General features: G+C 71.8%; 19 protein-coding genes and 1 pseudogene. 11 read left to right on the top strand and 9 right to left on the bottom strand.

What is annotated here, in order from left to right; translation table 11 throughout:
- Positions 1-19 precede the first annotated feature (19 nt).
- Complete coding sequence (locus tag TNCT1_RS20990) at positions 20-538, bottom strand: RICIN domain-containing protein (RefSeq protein WP_160160419.1); 519 nt, start codon at positions 536-538, stop codon at positions 20-22.
- A 339-nt stretch (positions 539-877) separates the two neighbouring features.
- Here TNCT1_RS20990 and TNCT1_RS20985 point away from each other — a divergent pair, with 339 nt between their 5' ends.
- Positions 878-1,117 carry a hypothetical protein gene (locus TNCT1_RS20985; RefSeq protein WP_216856669.1) on the top strand — a complete coding sequence of 80 codons (240 nt, stop codon included), beginning with the start codon at positions 878-880 and terminating at the stop codon, positions 1,115-1,117.
- 393 nt (positions 1,118-1,510) lie between these two features.
- Here the strand turns inward: TNCT1_RS20985 and TNCT1_RS20980 are convergent, their stop codons facing one another.
- Positions 1,511-1,825, bottom strand: a complete 315-nt coding sequence (locus tag TNCT1_RS20980; RefSeq protein ID WP_143634418.1) for a hypothetical protein — start codon at positions 1,823-1,825, stop codon at positions 1,511-1,513.
- Positions 1,826-2,557: 732 nt separating this feature from the next.
- Between TNCT1_RS20980 and TNCT1_RS20970 the strand changes: the two genes are divergently transcribed.
- Positions 2,558-2,872, top strand: coding sequence for a hypothetical protein (locus TNCT1_RS20970; protein WP_143634414.1), 315 nt, complete (start codon positions 2,558-2,560; stop codon positions 2,870-2,872).
- Positions 2,873-3,393: 521 nt separating this feature from the next.
- On the opposite strand, the gene TNCT1_RS20965 is transcribed toward TNCT1_RS20970, so the two are convergent.
- Positions 3,394-3,822, bottom strand: a complete 429-nt coding sequence (locus TNCT1_RS20965) for an ATP-binding protein (protein ID WP_143634413.1) — start codon at positions 3,820-3,822, stop codon at positions 3,394-3,396.
- A 244-nt stretch (positions 3,823-4,066) separates the two neighbouring features.
- On the opposite strand from TNCT1_RS20965, the pseudogene TNCT1_RS20955 reads away from it, so the two are divergent.
- Both TNCT1_RS20955 and TNCT1_RS20950 read left to right on the top strand, forming a co-directional pair.
- Positions 4,067-4,991, top strand: a pseudogene (locus TNCT1_RS20955) (AAA family ATPase); the annotation flags it as partial.
- Positions 4,992-5,184: 193 nt separating this feature from the next.
- Positions 5,185-5,400, top strand: coding sequence for a hypothetical protein (locus TNCT1_RS20950; protein ID WP_143634411.1), 216 nt, complete (start codon positions 5,185-5,187; stop codon positions 5,398-5,400).
- Positions 5,401-5,443: 43 nt separating this feature from the next.
- Here TNCT1_RS20950 and TNCT1_RS20945 read toward each other — a convergent pair whose 3' ends face one another.
- Complete coding sequence (locus TNCT1_RS20945) at positions 5,444-6,295, bottom strand: restriction endonuclease (protein WP_143634409.1); 852 nt, start codon at positions 6,293-6,295, stop codon at positions 5,444-5,446.
- A 248-nt stretch (positions 6,296-6,543) separates the two neighbouring features.
- Between TNCT1_RS20945 and TNCT1_RS20940 the strand changes: the two genes are divergently transcribed.
- Positions 6,544-7,698: a glutathione-independent formaldehyde dehydrogenase gene (locus tag TNCT1_RS20940; protein WP_143634407.1), complete on the top strand. Its 1,155-nt coding sequence runs from the start codon at positions 6,544-6,546 to the stop codon at positions 7,696-7,698.
- Positions 7,699-7,755: 57 nt separating this feature from the next.
- On the opposite strand, the gene TNCT1_RS20935 is transcribed toward TNCT1_RS20940, so the two are convergent.
- The 4 genes from TNCT1_RS20935 to TNCT1_RS20920 all read right to left on the bottom strand — a co-directional run bounded on the left by TNCT1_RS20935 (position 7,756) and on the right by TNCT1_RS20920 (position 13,282).
- On the bottom strand, positions 7,756-8,865 hold the full coding sequence (locus TNCT1_RS20935; protein ID WP_143634405.1) for a hypothetical protein: 1,110 nt from the start codon (positions 8,863-8,865) through the stop codon (positions 7,756-7,758).
- Positions 8,866-9,026: 161 nt separating this feature from the next.
- Entirely contained in the window at positions 9,027-9,692 is a 666-nt protein-coding gene (locus TNCT1_RS20930; RefSeq protein ID WP_308789288.1) for a lamin tail domain-containing protein, read from the bottom strand.
- Positions 9,693-9,995: 303 nt separating this feature from the next.
- Entirely contained in the window at positions 9,996-11,126 is a 1,131-nt protein-coding gene (locus TNCT1_RS20925) for a S8 family peptidase (RefSeq protein ID WP_143634617.1), read from the bottom strand.
- Between the two features lie 341 nt (positions 11,127-11,467).
- Positions 11,468-13,282 carry an arabinofuranosidase catalytic domain-containing protein gene (locus tag TNCT1_RS20920; RefSeq protein WP_235902775.1) on the bottom strand — a complete coding sequence of 605 codons (1,815 nt, stop codon included), beginning with the start codon at positions 13,280-13,282 and terminating at the stop codon, positions 11,468-11,470.
- Between the two features lie 356 nt (positions 13,283-13,638).
- Between TNCT1_RS20920 and TNCT1_RS35880 the strand changes: the two genes are divergently transcribed.
- The 3 genes from TNCT1_RS35880 to gap all read left to right on the top strand — a co-directional run bounded on the left by TNCT1_RS35880 (position 13,639) and on the right by gap (position 15,956).
- Positions 13,639-13,794 (top strand): DUF6131 family protein, encoded by a 156-nt coding sequence (locus TNCT1_RS35880; protein WP_174266378.1) that lies wholly within the window; start codon positions 13,639-13,641, stop codon positions 13,792-13,794.
- 98 nt (positions 13,795-13,892) lie between these two features.
- Positions 13,893-14,855, top strand: a complete 963-nt coding sequence (locus TNCT1_RS20915) for a GlxA family transcriptional regulator (RefSeq protein ID WP_143634400.1) — start codon at positions 13,893-13,895, stop codon at positions 14,853-14,855.
- A gap of 102 nt (positions 14,856-14,957) precedes the next feature.
- Positions 14,958-15,956 (top strand): type I glyceraldehyde-3-phosphate dehydrogenase, encoded by a 999-nt coding sequence (gene gap, locus TNCT1_RS20910; RefSeq protein ID WP_143634397.1) that lies wholly within the window; start codon positions 14,958-14,960, stop codon positions 15,954-15,956.
- A 24-nt stretch (positions 15,957-15,980) separates the two neighbouring features.
- Here the strand turns inward: gap and TNCT1_RS20905 are convergent, their stop codons facing one another.
- On the bottom strand, positions 15,981-16,961 hold the full coding sequence (locus TNCT1_RS20905; RefSeq protein ID WP_216856668.1) for an ArsR family transcriptional regulator: 981 nt from the start codon (positions 16,959-16,961) through the stop codon (positions 15,981-15,983).
- 57 nt (positions 16,962-17,018) lie between these two features.
- Here TNCT1_RS20905 and TNCT1_RS20900 point away from each other — a divergent pair, with 57 nt between their 5' ends.
- The 3 genes from TNCT1_RS20900 (at position 17,019) to TNCT1_RS20890 (ending at position 20,099) form a co-directional block, all read left to right on the top strand.
- Positions 17,019-18,314, top strand: coding sequence for an MFS transporter (locus TNCT1_RS20900; protein ID WP_143634395.1), 1,296 nt, complete (start codon positions 17,019-17,021; stop codon positions 18,312-18,314).
- A gap of 135 nt (positions 18,315-18,449) precedes the next feature.
- Complete coding sequence (locus TNCT1_RS20895) at positions 18,450-18,737, top strand: DUF1905 domain-containing protein (protein ID WP_143634391.1); 288 nt, start codon at positions 18,450-18,452, stop codon at positions 18,735-18,737.
- 471 nt (positions 18,738-19,208) lie between these two features.
- The gene (locus TNCT1_RS20890; protein WP_143634388.1) at positions 19,209-20,099 is read left to right on the top strand and encodes a CAP domain-containing protein; all 891 of its coding nucleotides are present in this window, start codon (positions 19,209-19,211) and stop codon (positions 20,097-20,099) included.
- The last annotated feature ends 2 nt before the right edge of the window (positions 20,100-20,101 follow it).

Below are 20,101 nucleotides of genomic sequence, written 5' to 3'. Positions count from 1 at the left end.
TCGCGGTCGAGCCGTCGAGTCAGCCGCTCAGCTTCTTCCAGAGCCGGGTGCTGCCCGTCACCGTGGTGCAATGGCCCTGGACGACAGGGGTGTTGCGTGCTGTCGAACTGCCTCGGGTGCCGGCACACAGGCCCGAGTGGCCGTTGACGATCTGATAGGTGCTGGAGCGGCCGATGTACTTCAGTCGCCACAGCTGTGAGTGGTCTCGGGTGCTGATGCAGTGGCCCCACGCCAGCCCCGCGCCCCCGGCGCCGGAGCTGTGCCAGACGCCCAGACAGACGCCGGAAGCGGGGTTCTTGAGCTTGTAGTACGTACGGCCTCCGACCCTGGTCCCCGCGTACGCCTTCCAGGCGGTGCGGTTGCTGCGGCAGCTGATCAGGCTGACCGTGGTGTGACCGGAGGTCATGCCCAGGCAGTAGCCGGAGCGCACGTTCTTGTGCCGCAGAGCGCTCGCGGCCTGCGCAGGTGATGCCGAGGACAGGGCGAGCGCGGCCGTAAGGAAGGCCGCCGCGACGGGCAGCGTGGGCGAGGTACGCACGATTCCCCCAGTTCGGGTCCGTAGGACAGTTGCCGTGAACCCATCGTGACCGGGCCCCTCGACGGGACGCCTTAGCAGCGAGCGCCAACCACTTGGCACGGAGCGCCAGGAAAGTCCCCCGGAGTTGGTTGCCAAGCTGGGAACCTGCGCTCGGGCCTTCGGAACATCGTGCATCCACGAGCACGCTTGCGTCCGATGTTCGCTCCGCCGGCCCGAGCCGTCCCAGCAAGGCCGTCTGATCGAGATACAGGGGAAGTGCACCTGCTATGAGTGACGGGTTCCGCTTAGGCTGACCGCCTGTCACCCCTCCCCTCGCAGACTGCTCAGGCCGTCACCGCCGTGGACGACTGTGACGGGGAGCCGTGCACGCACTCCTTCCTGGCCGCGGCGCTCGGGCGACTGCTGGATGTCCTGTGCCACGGTGACGGCGCCTGCCTGGCCTTTACGCCAGGCATCGCCCAGACCATCGTCCGCTTCACCGAAAACTTCTTCACCGAGGACCACGGCGACGTCGCCGACGTCCTGCGCCACCTGGAGACCGCGGGGGGAAAGGAGACGATGGAGGCGCACTCGCCCTGACCTCTCCCCCGCCGATGTGCCCCACCCTGAGATCATCGCCGCGGTGACGGGGCACGGCGCGGCGGCCCAGCCACCTGGCTCTGCTCCCAGGCTCCCGGTGCCTGCTGGCATCGGGCCGTACCTACCGGGACACGGAGGGAGCCTGGTGGAAGAACGCCGTCGTGTACTCCAGTCAGTGCACGTAGTCCCCGCATTCTGCCGGGAACATCACGGCTCCAGGAACGCAGTGGAGTTCATCGGCCGCGCGTTCGATGCGCAATCAGGCCTCGCCGGACACGCCGTCGAGGGGATACTCGGGTGCGACCAGGTCGAGTCGGACGATCATCCCGTCTCTCTGCAGCTCTCCAGCCACTCCGGACGCGGGAATCCGCCCGCCCAGGTGTCCGAACACGATCAGATCCGACCCGTCCGGGCGACCTCCGCGATCTCGAACCGCCAGTGCGGGCTGATCCTCAGCAGAAACGGGGCAGCGGTGACCGCGGCCGGGAAGACGGCTCCCATATGGCCCCGGAGGATCGAACTGCTCGTCAGGTAGGTCGCCGCCTCGGCCACCGCGGGGATGTTGGTGGCCGTGGCGAGGTCTCGAAGTCCCGGGACCGGGCTGCGAAGATCGAACCACTCGGGGACATCGCGTCCGACCCGCGGCACGTGGAGCCGAGGCGTGGGTATCGCAAGCCAGTCCACCGCGTTAATCTCGTCTGCCAGCACGCGCTCGTGATGGCAGCCCTCCGTCCACGGCATCCGCCAAGGCCGTCCGCTCACGCGGCGACCAAGCCATCGGGCGGAATCACCGTCAGGTAGTTGTCACTCATCGCCCGCCTCCCCGCCCCCGCCACGGCCCGCTCCTCGCCCACCCACCCGGCGAACCTATCCGGTCACAGCACTAGGTCGCCGTTGAAGGCGGGCAACTCGCCCGACAGGCTTCGGGAGGCCAAGGCCCACTGCACGGGGCCGGGTCGACTCGACGCGATCGGCGGCAAACGGGACCGGCGCCACTGGCCCATGCCCGAACCCCCGCACGACCGGATGGGACACCCCGCCCCGAACCACCCGCGCACCATCCCTGACCACCACACCAGGGCCGCAGCAGTGAGGCCGGAGCACGGGCCCGGCGGCCGTGGCACCGCGGCCGGTCGCGCCTGGTTGGCGAACGATCCGCACCGCTCGGTCTGGCCGGGAAGCCGGCGATCAACCCCTTGAATACAGGAGACCCCCCCGGTTGATGATGGCGGGGGCTGCGTGATGTCGATCCATACGCCTGACAGTTGAGGTCCGGTAAATCTATGCAGGTGGCCGACAACGAGGTCCCTCCCAGGACGGCAAGCCCACCTCCGTCTTCCAGAAATCTAAGAACTGGGTCAAGAAGGACAGGGACGAGATCCTTCTCGTGGTCTTTGTTACTGGCAGTGTGACCCTCTCGTGGTCTTTGTTGCTGGCAGTGTGACCCTCAAGTTCGCCAGGAACTACTACGCCGAAGAGGGCCTCGAGGCCAACGAGTCGCCCATCTACATCCCGCCGGTCTCCGACGCCACTCCCGAGGCCAAGCCCGTGCCCCAATCCGAGACTCAGTCCGAGGCCCAGCGGCGCCAGTCTCCTGAGAAGCATCCGGTGAAGGGAGAGCTAGTAGACATCGGCGATCGTCGCGCCAGCGAGGAGGCCAAGGATAAGACAGGCAGGCCACAAGGGGAGACGAACTGCCTGACGGCAAGACCTATCGCCCCCCCGCACGAGCGAGGCAGCGCCGAAGCCGCGTAACGGTCACTCAGAGCTGTGTACCAAGGCTCATTTCCACAAGCGAACACCCGCAACTTCTCGGGCCGGTGGTGCGTCCTTGTCTGTGAGGGGTAGTCAAGCCGCGCTCTTCGCCCTCCCCTCGGGCGGGGCCGCACCTGCGGTCGTTCAACTGGCGCCCTCCGGAAACGGAGAGCACTCAGTTGAGTGGAGTGAAGTTCAAGTGGATATTCATATCCAGGTCGATGACGTAGAAGGATGGTGTCGGGTAGTTCTCTACCTTCTGCACGGCTTGCGCGGTGCACTGCATCTACGTCGCCTTTGGCTTGAAGAGCAAAGGGCCCGAAGGGCAGACCAGAAATGAGAAGGCGCTGGGTTCCGACCTCGGTCGGGGCTCAGCGCCCACTCACTGAGCCAGTCCCAGCTCCTTTTTCCTGCAGGTGCCCGTAACCAGCATTGTCCCCGAGCGCCGGCCTGCACACTCAAGCCGTCACTCTCGCCGTCGACGCGGATGGTCTCACGGGCGGCGGGGGTGCGGCCTGCCGTTACAGGGGGCGGCGGCCAGCAATGGCGCCCGCGGGGTCGTCCAGCAGGGCTATACGGACGGTGATGCGTTTGCCGACCGGCTCCCGCTGCGCTTCGAAAGCCTGCGCGACGGCCATGACGATCTCCAGGCCGTGCTGCCCGACCCGGCCGACGTCCGCGGCCCGGGCGACGGGGAGCACCGGGTCGGAGTCCCACACCACGACCTCGACCGTGTCGCCGGTGATGCGAAGGTCCAGCAGGATCGGGCCGGGAGCGTTCTTGCGGGCGTTGGTGACCAGCTCACTGACCACCAGCTGGGTCAGATCCATGGCGCGCTGCGAGACCGGCAGGCCGTGGTCGGCCTGCACGCGGGTGAAGAAGCCGACGGCCAGGTGACAGGCCTGGGCGATCACCGTATCGTCCCCGCCCAGGGCCACGGTGGCTTGCAGGGGCGCGGGCGGTGGCCAGTTCGTGTCTGGTGGCGAGGTGGCGTTGTTCGGCGAGCCAGGCGCCGACGGGGATGGTGGCAGGGGCGGCGAGGTGACCGTGCATGCGGTGGTAGTCGGCGGGCGCGCCAGGCGGCGTCGTGCTTGTCCCAGATCATGCCCAGCGCGTCGAGCTCGGCCGTCCACTCCGGCTCGAGGCGGCCGGCTTTCGCGGCGTCGCGCATGGTGGTGATGAAGGTGCCGAGCCGGTAGCCGGTGGTCGGTCCCCGCCTACCTGCGGTTGTGCGCGCCCTGGCTCAGCCGCGAGGAGGTCCGCGGTCTGCAGCGCGCGGACGCCCAGGCCTGGACGCTGTCCGACCTGCCGCTGCTGGACGCGGCACGGCAGCGGCTCGGCGATCCGGAGGCGCCGCGGCTCAGGCGTCGCCAGGAGGCCGCGCTCGCCGCCCAGAGCGCACGCATGGCGCAGGTGGCCGACAGCCTGATCGAGGCGGACGACGACGGCGAGGGACTGGTGACGCAGCTGCGCCGGGCCGACCTCCGGCGGAACCTGGTGGACGAGTCGGAGCTGCCCACCACCGAACCCGACCCGCTCGCCGGGCCGTTCGCGCACATCGTGGTGGACGAGGCCCAGGAACTGACCGACGCGCAGTGGCAGATGCTGCTGCTGCGGTGCCCGTCGCGGAGCTTCACCGTCGTCGGGGACCGGGCGCAGGCCCGGCACGGGTTCGCCGAGTCCTGGCGGGAGCGGCTGGAACGGGTCGGGTTCGACCGCATCGAGGAGGCCTCCCTGAGCATCAACTACCGCACGCCGCGGGAGATCATGGCCGAGGCCGAGCCGGTGATCCGGGCCGTGCTGCCGGACGCCAACGTGCCGGTCTCCGTCCGCGGCAACGGCGTTCCGGTCGCGCACGGGCGCAGGGCGGACCTCGACGCGGTCCTCGCCACCTGGCTCGCCGCCCACGCCGACGGCTGCGTGCGTCATCGGAGATCCGGCCTTTCCGGCGACGTCCCGCGTGCGGTCGCTGACTCCGGAGCTGGCGAAGGGGCTCGAGTTCGATCTGGTGGTCCTGGTCGAACCGGCGGCGTTCGGCGACGGCGTCGAGGGCGCGGTGGACCGCTATGTCGCGATGACCAGGGCGACCGGGCGACTCGTGGTCCTCACGGGTTCCTGAGCCGGCCGGCCGCGAACGGGGCGGCTCCGGGGCGGGGGGCTTCGCTGGGGCGGCTCCGGAGCGGCGGGGCGGCGGGGCGGCGGGGCGGCGGGGCCATCAGGGTGGTCGCGGGCCGTGTCTCGCGGCGGGCGCGGGAGCCGCCCGCCATGCTGGAGGGCGAGCTGCCCCCTTCCCGGCGAACAAGGAGCACGGTATGCCGACGGACCCGGTCGGGCGTTTCCTGGCGGCCCTGGACCCGGAGCACCGGGAGGCCGTGTCCGCCAGACCCCGCGAGGAGCAGGAGCGGCTCGCCGCGGCCTGGGAGCGGGAGCTGGACGCGGACACCGAACTCGACACCCTCGACGAGCTGTCCCCGGCGGCCGCGGAGGCCGAGGCGGCCCGCCGCGTCATGGAGTCCGGGACCGAGTAGCCGAGGACGCTCCCGGGCACGGCGATGCGCGCCGCCGCTCCCCTCAGGCGGCAGGCTCCGCCAGGTCCCAGGGGCAGGGGGCGGTGCCCTCCGTCCAGGCGGTCAGCTCCAGGCCGTTGACGCACAGGATGCCGCACTGCTGGGCGTACTCCAGGGCCGGCGCCGTGAAGTCGCTCGTCGTCACGACCACCGCTATGTCGGCCTCGTGGACGGTGAAGCAGGTGCCGCCGAAGCGCTGCATGTCCTGCGAGCCGACCTTGTTGGTGTCGCCGTAGCGCTTGCACTGGATGACCAGGCGCCGGCCGTCCGGGGTGACCGCCAGGACGTCCGCGCCCAAGTCGCCCGCCCCGCCCACCACTTCCACCTGCCGGCAGGCGTCGCGTACGCACAGGTCGGCTATCGCCTGCTCGAAGGCGTCCGGATCGAGCTCGGCGTGGTCGACCTCGATCACGTCGTCGAGCGGGACGGTCGCCTCCTCGCCGCCGGGCACGAACGGCTCGGTGGGGGCGTACGCCGGCACCGGTCCGGTGCCGCCGGCCGCGCCCGGGGCGGCCGCCGGCGCGGCCGCCGCCGGCCCGGCCGGTTCCGGGGCGCGCAGCGTGTCGGACGCCCGTTCGGCCGCCGCCTCCAGGGTCTCGGTGGCCCGGCGCGCACATCTCGCGACGGACAGCCGCCGCCACCGGGACCTGCCCGTCAGCACCGCCGCGAGGCTCACCACCGCCAGTACGCCGGCCCAGAGCGGACGGCGTTCGACGATGTCGACCGCGGTGCGGGCGACGAACGCCATGACACACAGGATGATCGCGAGCAGGACGAAGAAGAGGGCGGTGGTGCGCAGGTCGAAACGCCGCCGGTCACGGTCGACGGGGCGGAAAGGGCGCGCGGGGACGGTCATGCTGGGCTTCCCTCCGTGGAGACGACGAAGATCACCCGGCTACGCGTGCCCAAGATCGCCGGTTTCACCGGTGGTTGGCGGCCGCCGGGGCGTGCCTTTGCGGATCGGGCCGGGCGGGCGAATGCTGGAAGTGTTCAGCAGCGCGGCGAGGACTTCGTGGGGCGCGGACGCGGGCGCGCCTGTCCGGGTGCCCTGCGGAGCGGCCCGTCGCCGCCGCCGTCCGGCGTTCGACGCGGAGGTGACCGAAGGTGAAAGCCGTCGTCTATGAGAAGCCGTTCAACGTGACGGTGAAGGACGTCGACGATCCGCAGATACAGCACCCGAACGACGTGATCGTACGGGTCACGTCGAGCGCGATCTGCGGGTCCGACCTGCACATGTACGAGGGCCGTACGGCCGCGCAAGCCGGCATCGTCTTCGGCCACGAGAACCTCGGCATCGTCGAGGAGGTCGGCAGCGGCGTGGCCTCCCTGTCCCAGGGCGACCGGGTGGTGATGCCGTTCAACGTGGCCTGCGGGTTCTGCAAGAACTGTCTCGCCGGCAAGACCGGGTTCTGCCTGACGGTGAATCCGGGGTTCGCGGGCGGCGCGTACGGCTACGTCGCGATGGGCCCCTACCTCGGCGGCCAGGCGGAGCGGCTGCGCGTCCCGTTCGCCGACTTCAACTGCCTGAAGCTGCCGCCGGGCGAGGAGTTCGAGACGGACTTCGTGCTGCTCGCCGACATCTTCCCGACCGGGTACCACGGCTGCGAGCTGGCGCAGGTGTCGCCCGGTGAGTCCGTGGCCGTGTTCGGCGCCGGTCCGGTCGGCCTGATGGCCGCCTACTCGGCGCTGCTGCGCGGCGCTTCGAAGGTGTTCACGGTCGACCGGGTGCCCGAGCGGCTCGCCAAGGCGGAGGAGATCGGGGCCATCCCCATCGACTTCACCAAGAGTGACCCGGCCGAGCAGATCAAGGAGCAGACCGCGGGCGAGGGGACCGACAAGGGCGTGGACGCCGTCGGCTACCAGGCCTCGTCCCACAAGGACGTCGGTCACGAGGAGCCCGCCGTCGTCCTCAACACCCTCGTCGAGACGGTGCGTCCCACCGGCATGCTCGGCGTGCCCGGCCTGTACGTGCCGTCCGACCCGGGCGCGCCCGACGAGCACGCCAAGCACGGCCAGTTGCTGGTCTCCATCGGCCGGATGTTCGAGAAGGGCCAGCAGATGGGCACCGGCCAGTGCAACGTCAAGCGGTACAACCGCCAGCTGCGCGACATGATCATGGCCGGGCGGGCCAAGCCCAGCTTCGTGGTCTCGCACGAACTGCCCCTCGAGGACGCGCCCGGAGCGTACGAGAAGTTCGACAAACGGATCGAGGGCTACACGAAGGTCGTACTGCACCCGGGCCACGCGCTCGCGGCGTGACACGACAGGAGCCGGGGCCCGGACGCCGACGCGGCGTCCGGGCCCCGCGCGTCCGGTTCAATCGCCGCCGAAGCCGATCCCGCCTCGTCGGCGAACTCCTGCTGGGCGACGAACAGACGGAGGGGTGGACGCGGCGTTCGGCGATCCGGGTCTCGGTTCCTCGGGGGGCCGGATGCCGGGCATCGGCTCCTCCGGGGGTTCCGCGCCGTCCGTCGCCCCGGGGGGCCGGATGCCGGCCGTCCGCCGCCCCTGGATGCGCTGTACCCGTCCGACGGACCGCCCGTCCCGTCGCGGATGGAGTTTCGCGCCGAGGTCGGCCACGTCGAAGGTCAGTTGCAGCGTGCTCTCACCCGGCACGTCCGCGAGCACCCGCAGATGGAGGAGGGCGGCGGCATGTGCCTGCTCCGCCCAGTGCCGGGCGGTCTCGTCGTCGCCGTCTCCCATCGCGGCGAGCAGGTCCTCCCCCTGCCGCATGGCCGTCTCCGCCGCCGTCCTGTGCAGAGCGACGACGGACGGCCGGAGCTCGGGAGGCTGGAACAGGTCCCGCAGACTCCGCGCGGTGGGCAGCAGCAGGGCCGCGATCGACGTTCCCACCGTCGACAGCGCCGCGGTGAACGGGCCGCCCGAGCCGCTGGAGACCAGAGCGATGGCCGTGGTGGTGGCCACGTGCGGGATGAGCGCCCGCGACACCCGGACGGCTCCTCGCAGGCGCAGCCTCCAGTGGTCGGGCACCTCGCCCGCCAGGGCCTTCTCCGCTTCCTCCCCGACAAGATCGATGATGCGGTCGAGGCACTCCAGTGCTTCGGCCCTGGCATCCCCGGCGCTCGAACTGCCGAGGGTGTCGCGGGCCGCGGTCAGGTCGGCCAGGATCCCGGTGAAGGTGGGCGGCGGCGGATCCTCGTACCCCACGGAAGCCAGAAGGCTGGGTACGACGATGGCGAGGCAGGTGCACGCTTCCTCGGCGCCGATCCCCTCGGCCGGCTCGGGGCCCTGTCGGATCGTGTGCTCGGCGCTGGTCAGCAGGGATCTGGCGGATCGCAGCAGTTGTGTCGCGTCGGCGAGCCGGGCGGGTATCGGCTCACCCCAGGCGGCCGCTCGGTCCAGCCTGCGCTGCTGGACGATGAACTCCGCGAGCTGCTCTCGTAATCGGTTCGCCGGCTCGGCCATGAACCCCTCCCCCGGGTCAACGCACAGTGTGCTGGAGCCGGCCCGGTGGGGCAATACGGCTATTCGTCGGAAAACGGCGGGCGGCGGCGCGCCACTTCGTGTGAGTGGCGCGCCGCCGGGCGTCCTGTGTGCCGGATCAGCGGTTGTCGTCGTCGGCCGGGTCAGCGGCGGTCGCCGCGGGGGCCGCGGTCGTTGTCACGGCGGTCGCCCCGGTGGTCGCGGTCGTTGTCACGGCGGTCACCGCGGTGGTCACGGTCGTCCCAGCGGTGCTCGCCGCGGCGGTCGTCCCAGCGGTGGTCGCCCCGGCGGTCGTCCCAGCGGCGGTCGTCGCGGCGGTCGTCCCAGCGGCGGTCGTCGCCGCCCCAGCGGTGGCCGCCGCCCCAGCGGCCGTGGCGGTCGTTGCCCCAGGAGGCGGAGTCGACGTAGCGGCCGTGGTTGTCGCGCAGGGTCGCGGTGTCGTTGTTGTCCCACACCTGGCGACCACGGTCCTGGTAGACGTCTCCGAAGCGGTCCCGGCCGGTCCCGGTGTGGACGCGGACCGTCTCATGGCCCTCGAGCCGGTAGTAGCGGAAGACGTAGGTGTGACCGTCCGCGTCGGACAGCGTCCAGCCGTTCAGGTTGACGTCGCGGCGGCCCTCGTTGGTGAGTTCGACCCACTCTCTGTTCAGGGCGCGGGCGTCGCGGACGTGGGAGCCGTGCTGCACGGCGCTGATGACGACCTGTGCGCGCGGCGAACGGCCGTGGTCGGCGGCCGAGGCCGGCAGTGCCGCCGCACCCACGACGGCCGCCGCGGCGACGGTGGCGGCAGCGACACGACGTGCGGTCACGATGACAGAAGCGGACAAGGTGTCCCCCTTCTCAGGGTTGTGCGGGTGGCGGCCGGGTGGCCGCACAGCCACACCGTGCTCGTCGCGGGCCGCATCACCGGCGGACACACGGAGTCCGTTACGGTTCACGCACATTTCCGTGACTCTTGGATGCAATGTCCATTAATGCGGTGAATGGTGCCAAGAGTGCTGTCCGACACGTCCCGGCCCGGTTCGCCGCCCCTGTCTCACCCGAAAGTGAGTAACGGTCGCCGGGCAGGACCGCGGCCCGGCGAACGGTCGCCGGGCCGCCGGTGGGTGTCGCTATTCGGTCACCTTCAGCAGCTTGTTGGCGGTTCCGCTGCCCGGGTTGGTGATCTTGTCGGCGGTCGCCCCGCCGGTCAGGGCCGTGGCGACCTGGGCCGGTGTGGCGTCCGGGTGGCCGGCGAGGTAGACGGCGGCGGCGCCGGTGACATGGGGGGTGGCCATGGAGGTGCCGGAGATCGTCTTGGTCCCCTCGTCGCTGTCGTTCCAGTCCGAGGTGATGTCGGATCCCGGCGCGTACAGGTCGACGACGGAGCCGTAGTTGGAGAAGTCGGACTGCGCGTCGGCGTCGGTGCTGGAGGCGACGGTGAGGGCCTCGGGCACCCGGGCGGGCGAGCTGTTCCCGGCGTCCGTGGACTCGTTGCCGGCCGCCACCGCGAAGGTGACTCCGGCGGCGACGGCCTTGCTGACCGCCGCGTCGAGAGCCGGGTCGGCGCCGCCGCCGAGGCTCATGTTGGCGACGGAGGGGCCCTTGTGGTTCTTGGTCACCCAGTCGATGCCGGCCACGACCTGCTCGGTGGTGCCCGAGCCGTTGTCGTCGAGGACTCTGACGGCGACGATCCTGGCCTTCTTGGCCACGCCGTGGGCGGTCCCGGCGATGGTCCCGGCGACGTGGGTGCCGTGGCCGTTGCCGTCGGCGGCGCTGTCGTCGTTGTCGACGGCGTCGAAGCCGTCGGAGGCGCGGCCCCCGAAGTCCTTGTGGCTGATGCGCACGCCGGTGTCGATGACGTACGCGGTCACGCCCTCCCCGGCCTTGTCGGGATAGGTGTACTCGTGGTCGCCCACGGTGCCGGACTGGTCGATGCGGTCCAGGCCCCAGGACGGCGGGGCGTCCTGGGTGGCGGTGATGTGGAACTTCTTGTTCTGGACCACGGTGGCGACCTCGGGGTCGGCGGCCAGCCGCTTGGCCTCGGTCTCGGTGAGGCTCGTGGCCGAGAACCCGTCGACCGCCGATCCGTAGCTGCGGCCGAGTTCACCGCCGTACTGTTCCGCCAGGTCGGCCTTGCGCGCCCGGGACGCCTTGCCGTCGAGCAGGACTATGTAGCTGCCGGCGACCGCCCCTCGGCCGTGCAGCCCGAAGACGGTTCCCTCGGCGGGGCGTTCGGCGTGAGCGGTGGGCGACACGGCCATGGCGGTGCCGACGACGGCCGTGACGGAGGCGATCGCGGTGGCGATCCTCGCCTTGCCCAAGCGGTGCTGATGGGACGTCAAGAGGGGTCTCCTCGTCGCGTGTGGGGGGTTGGTGGGGGGACTCACCGGCGGCGAAGGCCGGTGCGACTCGGAGCGTGCCTAGTTGTCACGCACAGATCACCCCGGTGTGTGCGGGAGCGAAGCGGCTCCCGCACACACCTCCACCGGATCCCCCCGCCCACGACGGAACCCACGGACATCACCGCAGCTCACTGCGGTGATTGAAAGCAACAAACAACACCGGCGGAGTCTTTGTGACTCTTTCCGCACACGATGTGCACTCAGCCCAGCCGGAACTTCTGCGCCGCCGATCCGTTGCAGTCCCAGATCTGCAGCCGGGTGCCGTTGGCGGTGGCGCCGCTCGGCGAGTCGAGGCAGCGGCCCGACTGCGGGTTGAGCAGCGAGCCGTCCGTCTGCTGCACCCACTTCTGGCCGCCGGCGCCGTCGCAGTCCCACAGCTGGACCTTCGTGCCGTTCGCCGTGCCGTTGCCCTCGACGTCCAGACAACGGCCCAGTGTGCCCAGGGAGTTGTCGGAGCGGTGGAACCAGTGCTGGTCGACCGCCCAGGTCTGGCAGTCCCAGAGCTGTACGGCGGCGCCGTTGACACCGGTGTCGTCCGCCGCGACGTCGACGCACTTGCCCCCGGGCCCGGCGACGGGCGCGCCGCCGTCGACGGAGAACTTCTGGGCGGAGGCGCCGTTGCAGTCCCAGATCTGCAGCCGGGTGCCGTTGGCGGTGGCGCCGCTCGGCGAGTCGAGGCAGCGGCCCGACTGCGGGTTGAGCAGCGAGCCGTCCGTCTGCTGCACCCACTTCTGGCCGCCGGCGCCGTCGCAGTCCCACAGCTGGACCTTCGTGCCGTTCGCCGTGCCGTTGCCGTTGATGTCCAGGCACCGGCCGAGCGTGCCGAGCGAGCCGTCGGGGTTGTGCGTCCAGAACTGGTCCTCCGCGTACGACTGGCAGTCCCAGAGCTGTACGGCGGCGCCGTTGACGCCGGTGTCGTCCGCCGCGACGTCGACGCACTTGCCGCCGGGCCCGGTGACCGTGCCCTGCGGGCCGTTGGGCAGGTCCGTCCGGCCGGAGTAGCCGACCGCGACGATGTTGGCCTGCACGGCGTTCTCGGCCGCGTCGGTCGGATAGCCGGCGACCATCACGCCCTCGAAGAACGTGCCCATGTTCCAGTTGCTGTTGTCGCCGCCCGTGCCGAGGATGATGCCGCCCTCCTGGTGCATCGGCCGGTAGCCCCCGCGGGAGGGCAGGGCGCCGTCCCACCACGTGGTCAGCGCGCCGGACTGGCCGTTGCCGCCCTTCAGGGCGTATCTGGTCTGCCCGTCGTTCTTCAGCACGGCCGTGACGTAGGCGCCGGCGTTGCCGCGGTTGGCGGTGTTGGAGCCGTTGTCGCCCTGGAACATGCCGTTCTCCAGGTCGGCCTCGACCCAGGGCCCCGAACCGGTGCACGGCGCGAAGTAGCACGTGGTCGCGATGCTGACCGCGTCCATGTGGCCGTTGCCGGTGTCGGCGGGTGTGCTCTCGGCGTTGCCGTAGTCGAAGCAGCAGGCCGAGCCCACGTGGGTGCCGCTGGCCACCATGTAGGCGCCCTCGGGCTGTCCGTTCACCGCGACGCCCGAGGCCACGCCGGTGTAGCGGTATCCGACACCGGGCGAGATCCACACGCCGTAGACCTTGTGGCCGCCCGCGGTGACCGCGATCTCACCGGCGTCCGCACCCCGGTCGGCGCCCATGCCGGCGGTTCCGGCGGGTCCCGGGGTGAGGTCGTTGTGGCGTGCGCTCTGGTCGTAGATCCTGGTGATACGGCAGGTGGTGCCGCCGCAGAAGGTGTCCTGCCGCCCGGCGTCCGCGTAGCCGCCCGGCGCGAGCAGTCCGATGTCGGCGGCGGCGCCGTCCGACGCCCGGGTGACCCGGTACAGAGGACCGTTGTAGGCCCCGAACAGCGCGCGCACCGTGCTGTGCGCGGCGACGCACGGGGTGCCGGCCGCGCCGTAGATGTCGCAGGGCTGCGAGCCGGCGGCCTCGGCCGGCCCGCTCAGACCCGCCAGGGCGCCGAGCACGAGTGCCAGGACGGCGAGCACGGACCGCACGCGTGCGTACGGGCTTCGCGGCGGCCGGGACCCGGTGCCGGTTGTGGTTTCGTTTTCGGTTCCGGGCCCGTGCCCCTCTCGGGGCCCGGATCTGGTGACCTTGGATCTCTCTCCGCGCATCGTCTGCTCCTCGAAGGACGGGACGTGCTGCCAACAAGGTGGGGTGTCAGCCGAGTTCGTCTTTCGCTGCGGCCGTTGCGGAACGTACGAAGCGCGGTCGATGACGTCAAGATTTGTTGCTTCAGACTTATTTAAAGTTTTGGACCTGTCCTGAATTGTTGCTTCTTCGGATGGCTTGATGCGCCGCTTCGGGGCACACGAAGGGGTAGGAGCGTTACTTCGTCAGGAGGCACGTCATGATCGCCCTCGGAGTCATCCTGCTCATCGTCGGTTTCCTCACGGGGATCTCCATCCTGTGGACCATCGGCATCATCCTCTTGGTGATCGGCGCGGTCCTCTGGATCCTCGGCTCCATGGGGCACGCGGTCGCGGGGCGCCGGCACTACTGGTAGGACCGGGGCTCGTCCCCGGGGTGGTCACGTTGACCGGCCCGCCCGGCCTGAGGCCCGGCGGGCCGGCCGCCTGCGCGGGTCCGCGTACTCTGCTGACCGTGTCCGCCTCACCCCCGCAGCCGCACCGTGTCGCCGTCCTCGTCCTGGAGGGCGCGAAACCGCTGGACGTGGGCATCCCCGCGCAGGTGTTCACGACCCGCGCGAGCATGCCGTACGAGGTGCGGGTGTGCGGGGCGGCGCCCGGTCTGGTGACCGGCGGTGACGGCCTGTCGTACCACGTCGCACACGGCTTGGAGGCGCTCGACTGGGCGCAGAGCGTCTTCATTCCGGGCTACCGGTCCCCGGACCGCGAGGACCCGCCGCCGGCCGTGGTCGACGCGCTGTTCGGCGCCCATGAGCGGGGCGCGCGGCTGGCCGCGATCTCGACGGGGGCCTTCGCGCTCGCCGCGACCGGCCTGCTGGACGGCCGGCGTGCCACGACCCACTGGCACTACACCAGGGCGCTGGCCGCGCGTCATCCGCTGGTCCGGGTCGACGAGAACGTGCTCTTCGTCGACGAGGGCGGTGTGCTGACATCGGCCGGCGCGGCCTCCGGCATCGACCTGTGCCTGCACATCCTGCGCCGCGACCTCGGGGTGGCCCCGGCGAACCACGCGGCCCGGCGTCTGGTCGCGGCGCCCTACCGCAGCGGCGGCCAGGCCCAGTACGTGCCGCGCAGCGTGCCCGAGCCGCTCGGCGAGCGGTTCGCGGCCACCCGCGAGTGGGCGCTGCACCGGCTCGGCCGGCCGCTCACCCTGGACGTGCTCGCCAGACACGCGGCGGTGTCCCCGCGCACGTTCTCCCGCCGCTTCGTCGAGGAGACCGGGTACACCCCGATGCAGTGGGTGATGCGGGCCCGCGTCGACCTGGCGCGCGAGCTGCTGGAGCGTTCGGAGCGGGGCGTCGAGCAGATCGCCGCCGACGTCGGTCTCGGTACCGGCGCGAACCTGAGGCTGCACTTCCAGCAGGTCCTCGGCACCACGCCGAGCGAGTACCGGCGCACCTTCACGCGCGGCGAGTAGCGCGCCGCCCGCTGGCGCGATCCTTGCGAACCGTGGCGATCCAGTCGCTGTCAGGGTCCGCCGCCGTCCGCGACCCTGGTGGCGGACGAAGGGACACCACTCATGACTCGTATCGCCATCAACGGTTTCGGCCGCATCGGACGCAACGTGCTGCGCGCCCTGCTGGAGCGCGGCGGCGACCTGGAGGTCGTGGCCGTCAACGACCTCACCGAGCCCGCCACGCTGGCACGCCTGCTCGCCTACGACACGACCGCCGGCCGGCTCGGCCGCCCGGTGACCGCCGACGGCGACGCCCTGGTCGTGGACGGCCGCCGGATCAGGGTGCTGGCCGAGCGCGAGCCGGAGCGGCTGCCGTGGGGCGAACTCGGTGTCGACATCGTGCTGGAGGCGACCGGCCGCTTCACCTCCGCCAAGGCCGCCCACGCCCACGTGTCGGCGGGAGCGCGCAAGGTGCTGGTGAGCGCGCCGTCGGACGGCGCGGACGTCACGCTCGCGTTCGGGGTGAACACCGGCGCCTACGACCCGGCCCGGCACACCATCGTCTCCAACGCCTCCTGCACGACCAACGCGCTCGCCCCGCTGGCCTCGGTGCTGGACGAACTCGCGGGCATCGAGCACGGCTTCATGACGACGGTGCACGCCTACACGCAGGAGCAGAACCTGCAGGACGGCCCGCACCGCGACGCCCGCCGGGCCCGGGCCGCGGCCGTCAACATCGTGCCCACCACGACGGGCGCCGCGAAGGCGATCGGCCTGGTGCTGCCGAACCTGGACGGCAAGCTGTCGGGCGACTCCATCCGGGTGCCGGTTCCGGTCGGTTCGATCGTCGAGCTGAACACGACCGTCGCGCGCGACGTGACGCGCGACGAGGTGCTGGCCGCGTACCGGGCCGCCGCCGAGGGGCCGCTGGCAGGCGTCCTGGAGTACTCCGAGGACCCGCTGGTGTCCTCCGACATCACGGGCAACCCGGCCTCGTCCGTCTTCGACTCGGCCCTCACCCGGGTCGACGGACGCCATGTCAAGGTGGTCGCCTGGTACGACAACGAGTGGGGCTTCTCCAACCGTGTGATCGACACGCTGGAACTGCTCGCCGCCGGCTGACCGCTGGCCCGGCGCGGCCGTCCGCTACCGGCACAGCTCGTCGCCCAGCGGCGTGCGCCGGTAGCGGACGGTGCGGCCGCTGCGGGTCCGGCTGAGCAGGCCCGCGTCGTAGAGGACGGCCAGGTGCTGGCTGACGGCGCCCGGGGTGACGCCCAGCCGGTGGGCGAGTTCGGTCGTGGACGCCGGTTCGGCGAGCAGGCACAGCAGCCGGGCGCGGGGGCGGCCGAGGAGCCGGACCAGGGCGCGGCCGGTGACCGGGGGCGGTGTCTCGGAGAGGGTGGCACGGCCGCGGGCCGGATAGACCAGGAGCGGCGGTCGTGTCGCGTCGATCATCGTCTGGGCGCCGCGCGCGAAGAGCGTAGGCATCAGCACCATGCCGCGTCCCGCGATGCGGATGTCGGCCGACGGCCAGGGGGCGGTGTCGCCCTCCCGGTGCAGCCTCAACTGGTCTCCGGTCCAGACGAGTTGCGGGTCGAGACCGGCGAAAAGGGCGGCCGCGCCCTGTTCCGCGAGCACCCCCGCCCGGTGGGCGAGATCGGCCTCCATGATGCTCTGCGCACGCGGCCACCACGCGTCGGCCAGACAGGTGCGCCAGTACGCGTCGAGGGCTCCGGCGAGCCGGGCGAGGAAGGCCGCCGGGTCGGCCAGGCCCCGGGCGACGACCGGCGGGAGGGTGTCCTCCCGGTAGGTGGCCCGGAAGTCGGCGGCGACGACGTCCGGCGGCGTACGGCGGACCTCGTCGAGTTCCCGCTCGAAGACCGGCCGGGCCCGCGCCGGGCGCGGGGTGAGGAAGTCGGGCACCCACAGCCAGGGGGCGACCAGGACGGTGAGCACCTCGCGGTCCAGCCGCTCCAGGAGCGGACGGATGCGGCGCAGCCACGGCCGGTGGTGCGGGTACCGGGCGGGGTCGTGCAGACAGCGCAGCGAGAACACCGCCTCCTGCAGCGGGGAGTAGGCGAAGGAGGTGGTGGCCAGGTCGCCGACGGCGAAGCGGAACTCGATCATTGAGCGCCACGCTAAATCATTGTCGGACCGGGCCGGGTGCGGGGTTGGCTGTCCGGCATGACCACCACACCACTTCCGAAGGCCCTTGACGAGAACGGCGGTTCACCGCCCGGACGGGCGACCCGGGCGGGCGGACTACTGCCGGCCGACCCGGTGCTGCGGCTGGCCACCGTGCTGACCGCCGTCAACTCCCTCGGCAACGGACTGTACTTCCCCCTAGGCGTGCTCTACTTCACGCGCATCGTCGGCCTGGACGCGACTGCGGTCGGGCTCGGGATGACGGTCGCGGGCCTGGTGGGCGTGGCCGCCGGGGTGCCCGCCGGACGGGCGGCGGACCGGTGGGGCGCGCGACGGGTCGGGGCCCTGCTGTGGGGCGGCACGGGGATCGCCACCGCCTCGTACGTCCTCGTGGGGTCGTACGCCGGCTTCCTCGTGGCGGTGATCTGCGCGACGGGTCTGCAGATGGCGAGCCGCGGGGTGCAGGGGGCGCTGTACGCGGACGTGCTGCCGCCGGCCACCCGGGTGGAGGCGCGCGCGTACCTGCGGATGGTGACCAACGTCGGGATGGGTGCGGGCGGCGCGCTGGGCGCGGTCGCCCTGCAGGTCGACACGCGGGGGGCCTACCTGACGGTGATCGCGCTCAACGCGCTGTCGTTCGCGGGACCCGCCCTGCTGCTGCCCCGGCTGCCACTGGCGCCGCACGCGCGTGAGCGTGCCGTTCCGGCCGCCGGGGCTCCGGCGGGCGAGGGCTGGCGGGCGGTGCGCGACCTGCCGTTCCTGGCGGTGACGGTGCTCAACGCGGTGCTGGTGGCGCAGTACACGCTGTCCGAGGTGGGGCTGCCGCTGTGGATCGTGGAACGCACCACGGCGCCGCGCTGGACGGCGGCCCTGCTGATGATCGTCAACTGTGCGCTGGTGGCCGTGCTCCAGGTGCGGGTCGCCCGGCGTGCCTCCCGGGTGCCCACGGCGGTACGGGCGATGGGCTGGTCGGGGCTGCTGCTGGCCGCGGCCTGCGCGGTGTACGCGCTGTCCGCGGGCCTCTCCCCGGTGTGGGCCGTGCTGTCGCTGACGGCCGGGGCGGTGGTGCAGGTCTTCGCCGAGGTGCTGTCCGCGGCCGGCGGCTGGACCCTCGGCTACGAACTCGCCGACGCCCGCGCGCACGGCGTCTACCAGGGAGTGTTCGGCGCGGGAGCCTCGGCGGGGATGATGGCGGGACCGGCCCTGGTCACCGTCACCGCGATCGCCCACGGCGCGCTGGGCTGGGCGGTGCTCGGCGCGGTGTTCGCCCTCGCCGGGCTCTGTGTCGCGCCGGCCGTGCGCTGGGCCCAGCGGGACGGCGCCTGGCGGGGGTGAACCGGCCTGACCCCCGCCCCGCCGGCGGCGCGGCCCCGGTCCGGCGCCCCGGATCACCCGCGGCGCGGACGGGGCCCCGCCCGGCGGGTACGCTGACGGCGAGCCGTCCCCGCCCGGTCAACTGGAGTTCTCCGTATGGAACTTGCCTTCGAAGGCCGGATCGTCGAGTGGCGGGGGCCGTCACCGTTCTACTTCGTCGCCGTGCCCGAGGAGGAGTGCGCCGACATCCGGCAGATCGCCTCGGCTGCCACATACGGCTGGGGCGTGATCCCGGTCGACGCCCGGATCGGCGGCCGCGCCTTCTCCACGTCGCTCTTCCCCAAGGACGGCGGCTATCTGCTGCCGCTGAAGAAGGCCGTCCGCGCGCCGCAGGGTCTGTCGGCGGGAGACGACGTGAGCGTGACGATGACCGTGCGCCTCTGACCGACCGGACCGGCCGGACCGGCCGCCGCCGGGTCCTGGCGCCCGGACGACAAGCGGAAGCAATGGTTCCGTGACATCCCTCACAGCTCGCCCGCGATCTGAGCGTCGGGGATAGTAGACACCGCTCCGGTGACATATGGGATTTGTCCGCCTTGGTGTGGAAGTGGATCAGACCCGGCCGCAGGCGGCCACGCCCGGGCGGCCGCGATCCGCGTTCACGGGGCACAGCAGGGTTTCTGACGGTGCGCCGGGAGCCGGTGCGGCCGGCGCCGGCCGGTCCTGCACGCCCGCCACCCCTTGGCAAGGGCCGCACCGGTCTACTAGGCGCGGTAGTACGAACGCCTCTTTGCATGCTGTGTGAAGGCTTCCTAAGAATGACCATCCGCAAGGCGTTCCCGCAGGTCGGGAGCGGAGTCCGCGGCGCGTCGGCCGACACCGGGGCGCGCAACGACCAGCGAGTGAGGTCACGCAATGGGAGAGCATCGCAAGAAGCAGCGTCACCGGCGGGTGGTCATCGCTGCGGTCGCCGTGGGCGCCGTAGGAGTGCCGTCCATAGCCATGGCCTGCGGCGAGTGGCCGAACGGCGCAAGCAGCCGTCCCGTCGCCGTACAGGACGCCGCCGCCCAGAGCCCCTACGACGGCTACGGGCAGCACTACTGGCACGGCGACGGCGGCATCGCGCCTAGCTGGCTGCCGTCGCAGACGCCGGACACGACCGCGCCGGGCACTCCGGCGGCCGCTTCGCACAAGCCGAAGCCGGCGTCGAAGCCGGCGCACAAGCACAAGCAGGCGCACCGGCACACCGTCAAGGTGTCCCCCAGCGCTCACCCGGCCCGCGCCGCCGCGCCCCGGACCACGCCCAAGCCGGCCCCCACCGCCACCACCGCGCCTGCGCCCACCGCCACCACCGCGCCGGCGTCCACGGCCGGCACCGCGCCGGCCATCACCGCGCCGCCGGCCTCCCCGCAGCCCACCGCCACGGCCTCCGGTGTCGCCGCCCGCATCCTGGAGCTGGTCAACGCCGAGCGGGGCAAGGTCGGTTGCTCCGCGCTGACCCTGAACGCGACGCTCACCAAGGCGGCGCAGGCGCACAGCCAGGACATGGCCGCCCACCAGAACATGTCGCACACCGGATCCGACGGGTCCGCCCCCGGCGACCGGATCACGAGCGCCGGCTACGCCTGGAGCTCGTACGGCGAGAACGTCGCGTACGGCTACTCCACCGCTGAGCAGGTCATGGCGGGCTGGATGTCCAGCCCCGGCCACCGGGCCAACATCCTCAACTGCGCGTTCAAGGAGATCGGCGTCGGTCTCGCGCAGCCCGGCAGCTACTGGACCCAGGACTTCGGCACCGCTCGCTAGGT

It is taken from the genome of Streptomyces sp. 1-11, assembly GCF_007176755.1.
Taxonomy (GTDB): Bacteria; Actinomycetota; Actinomycetes; order Streptomycetales; family Streptomycetaceae; genus Streptomyces.
Note: the sequence above shows the minus strand (reverse complement) of the source record. Positions and strands in the feature narration are given on the sequence as shown.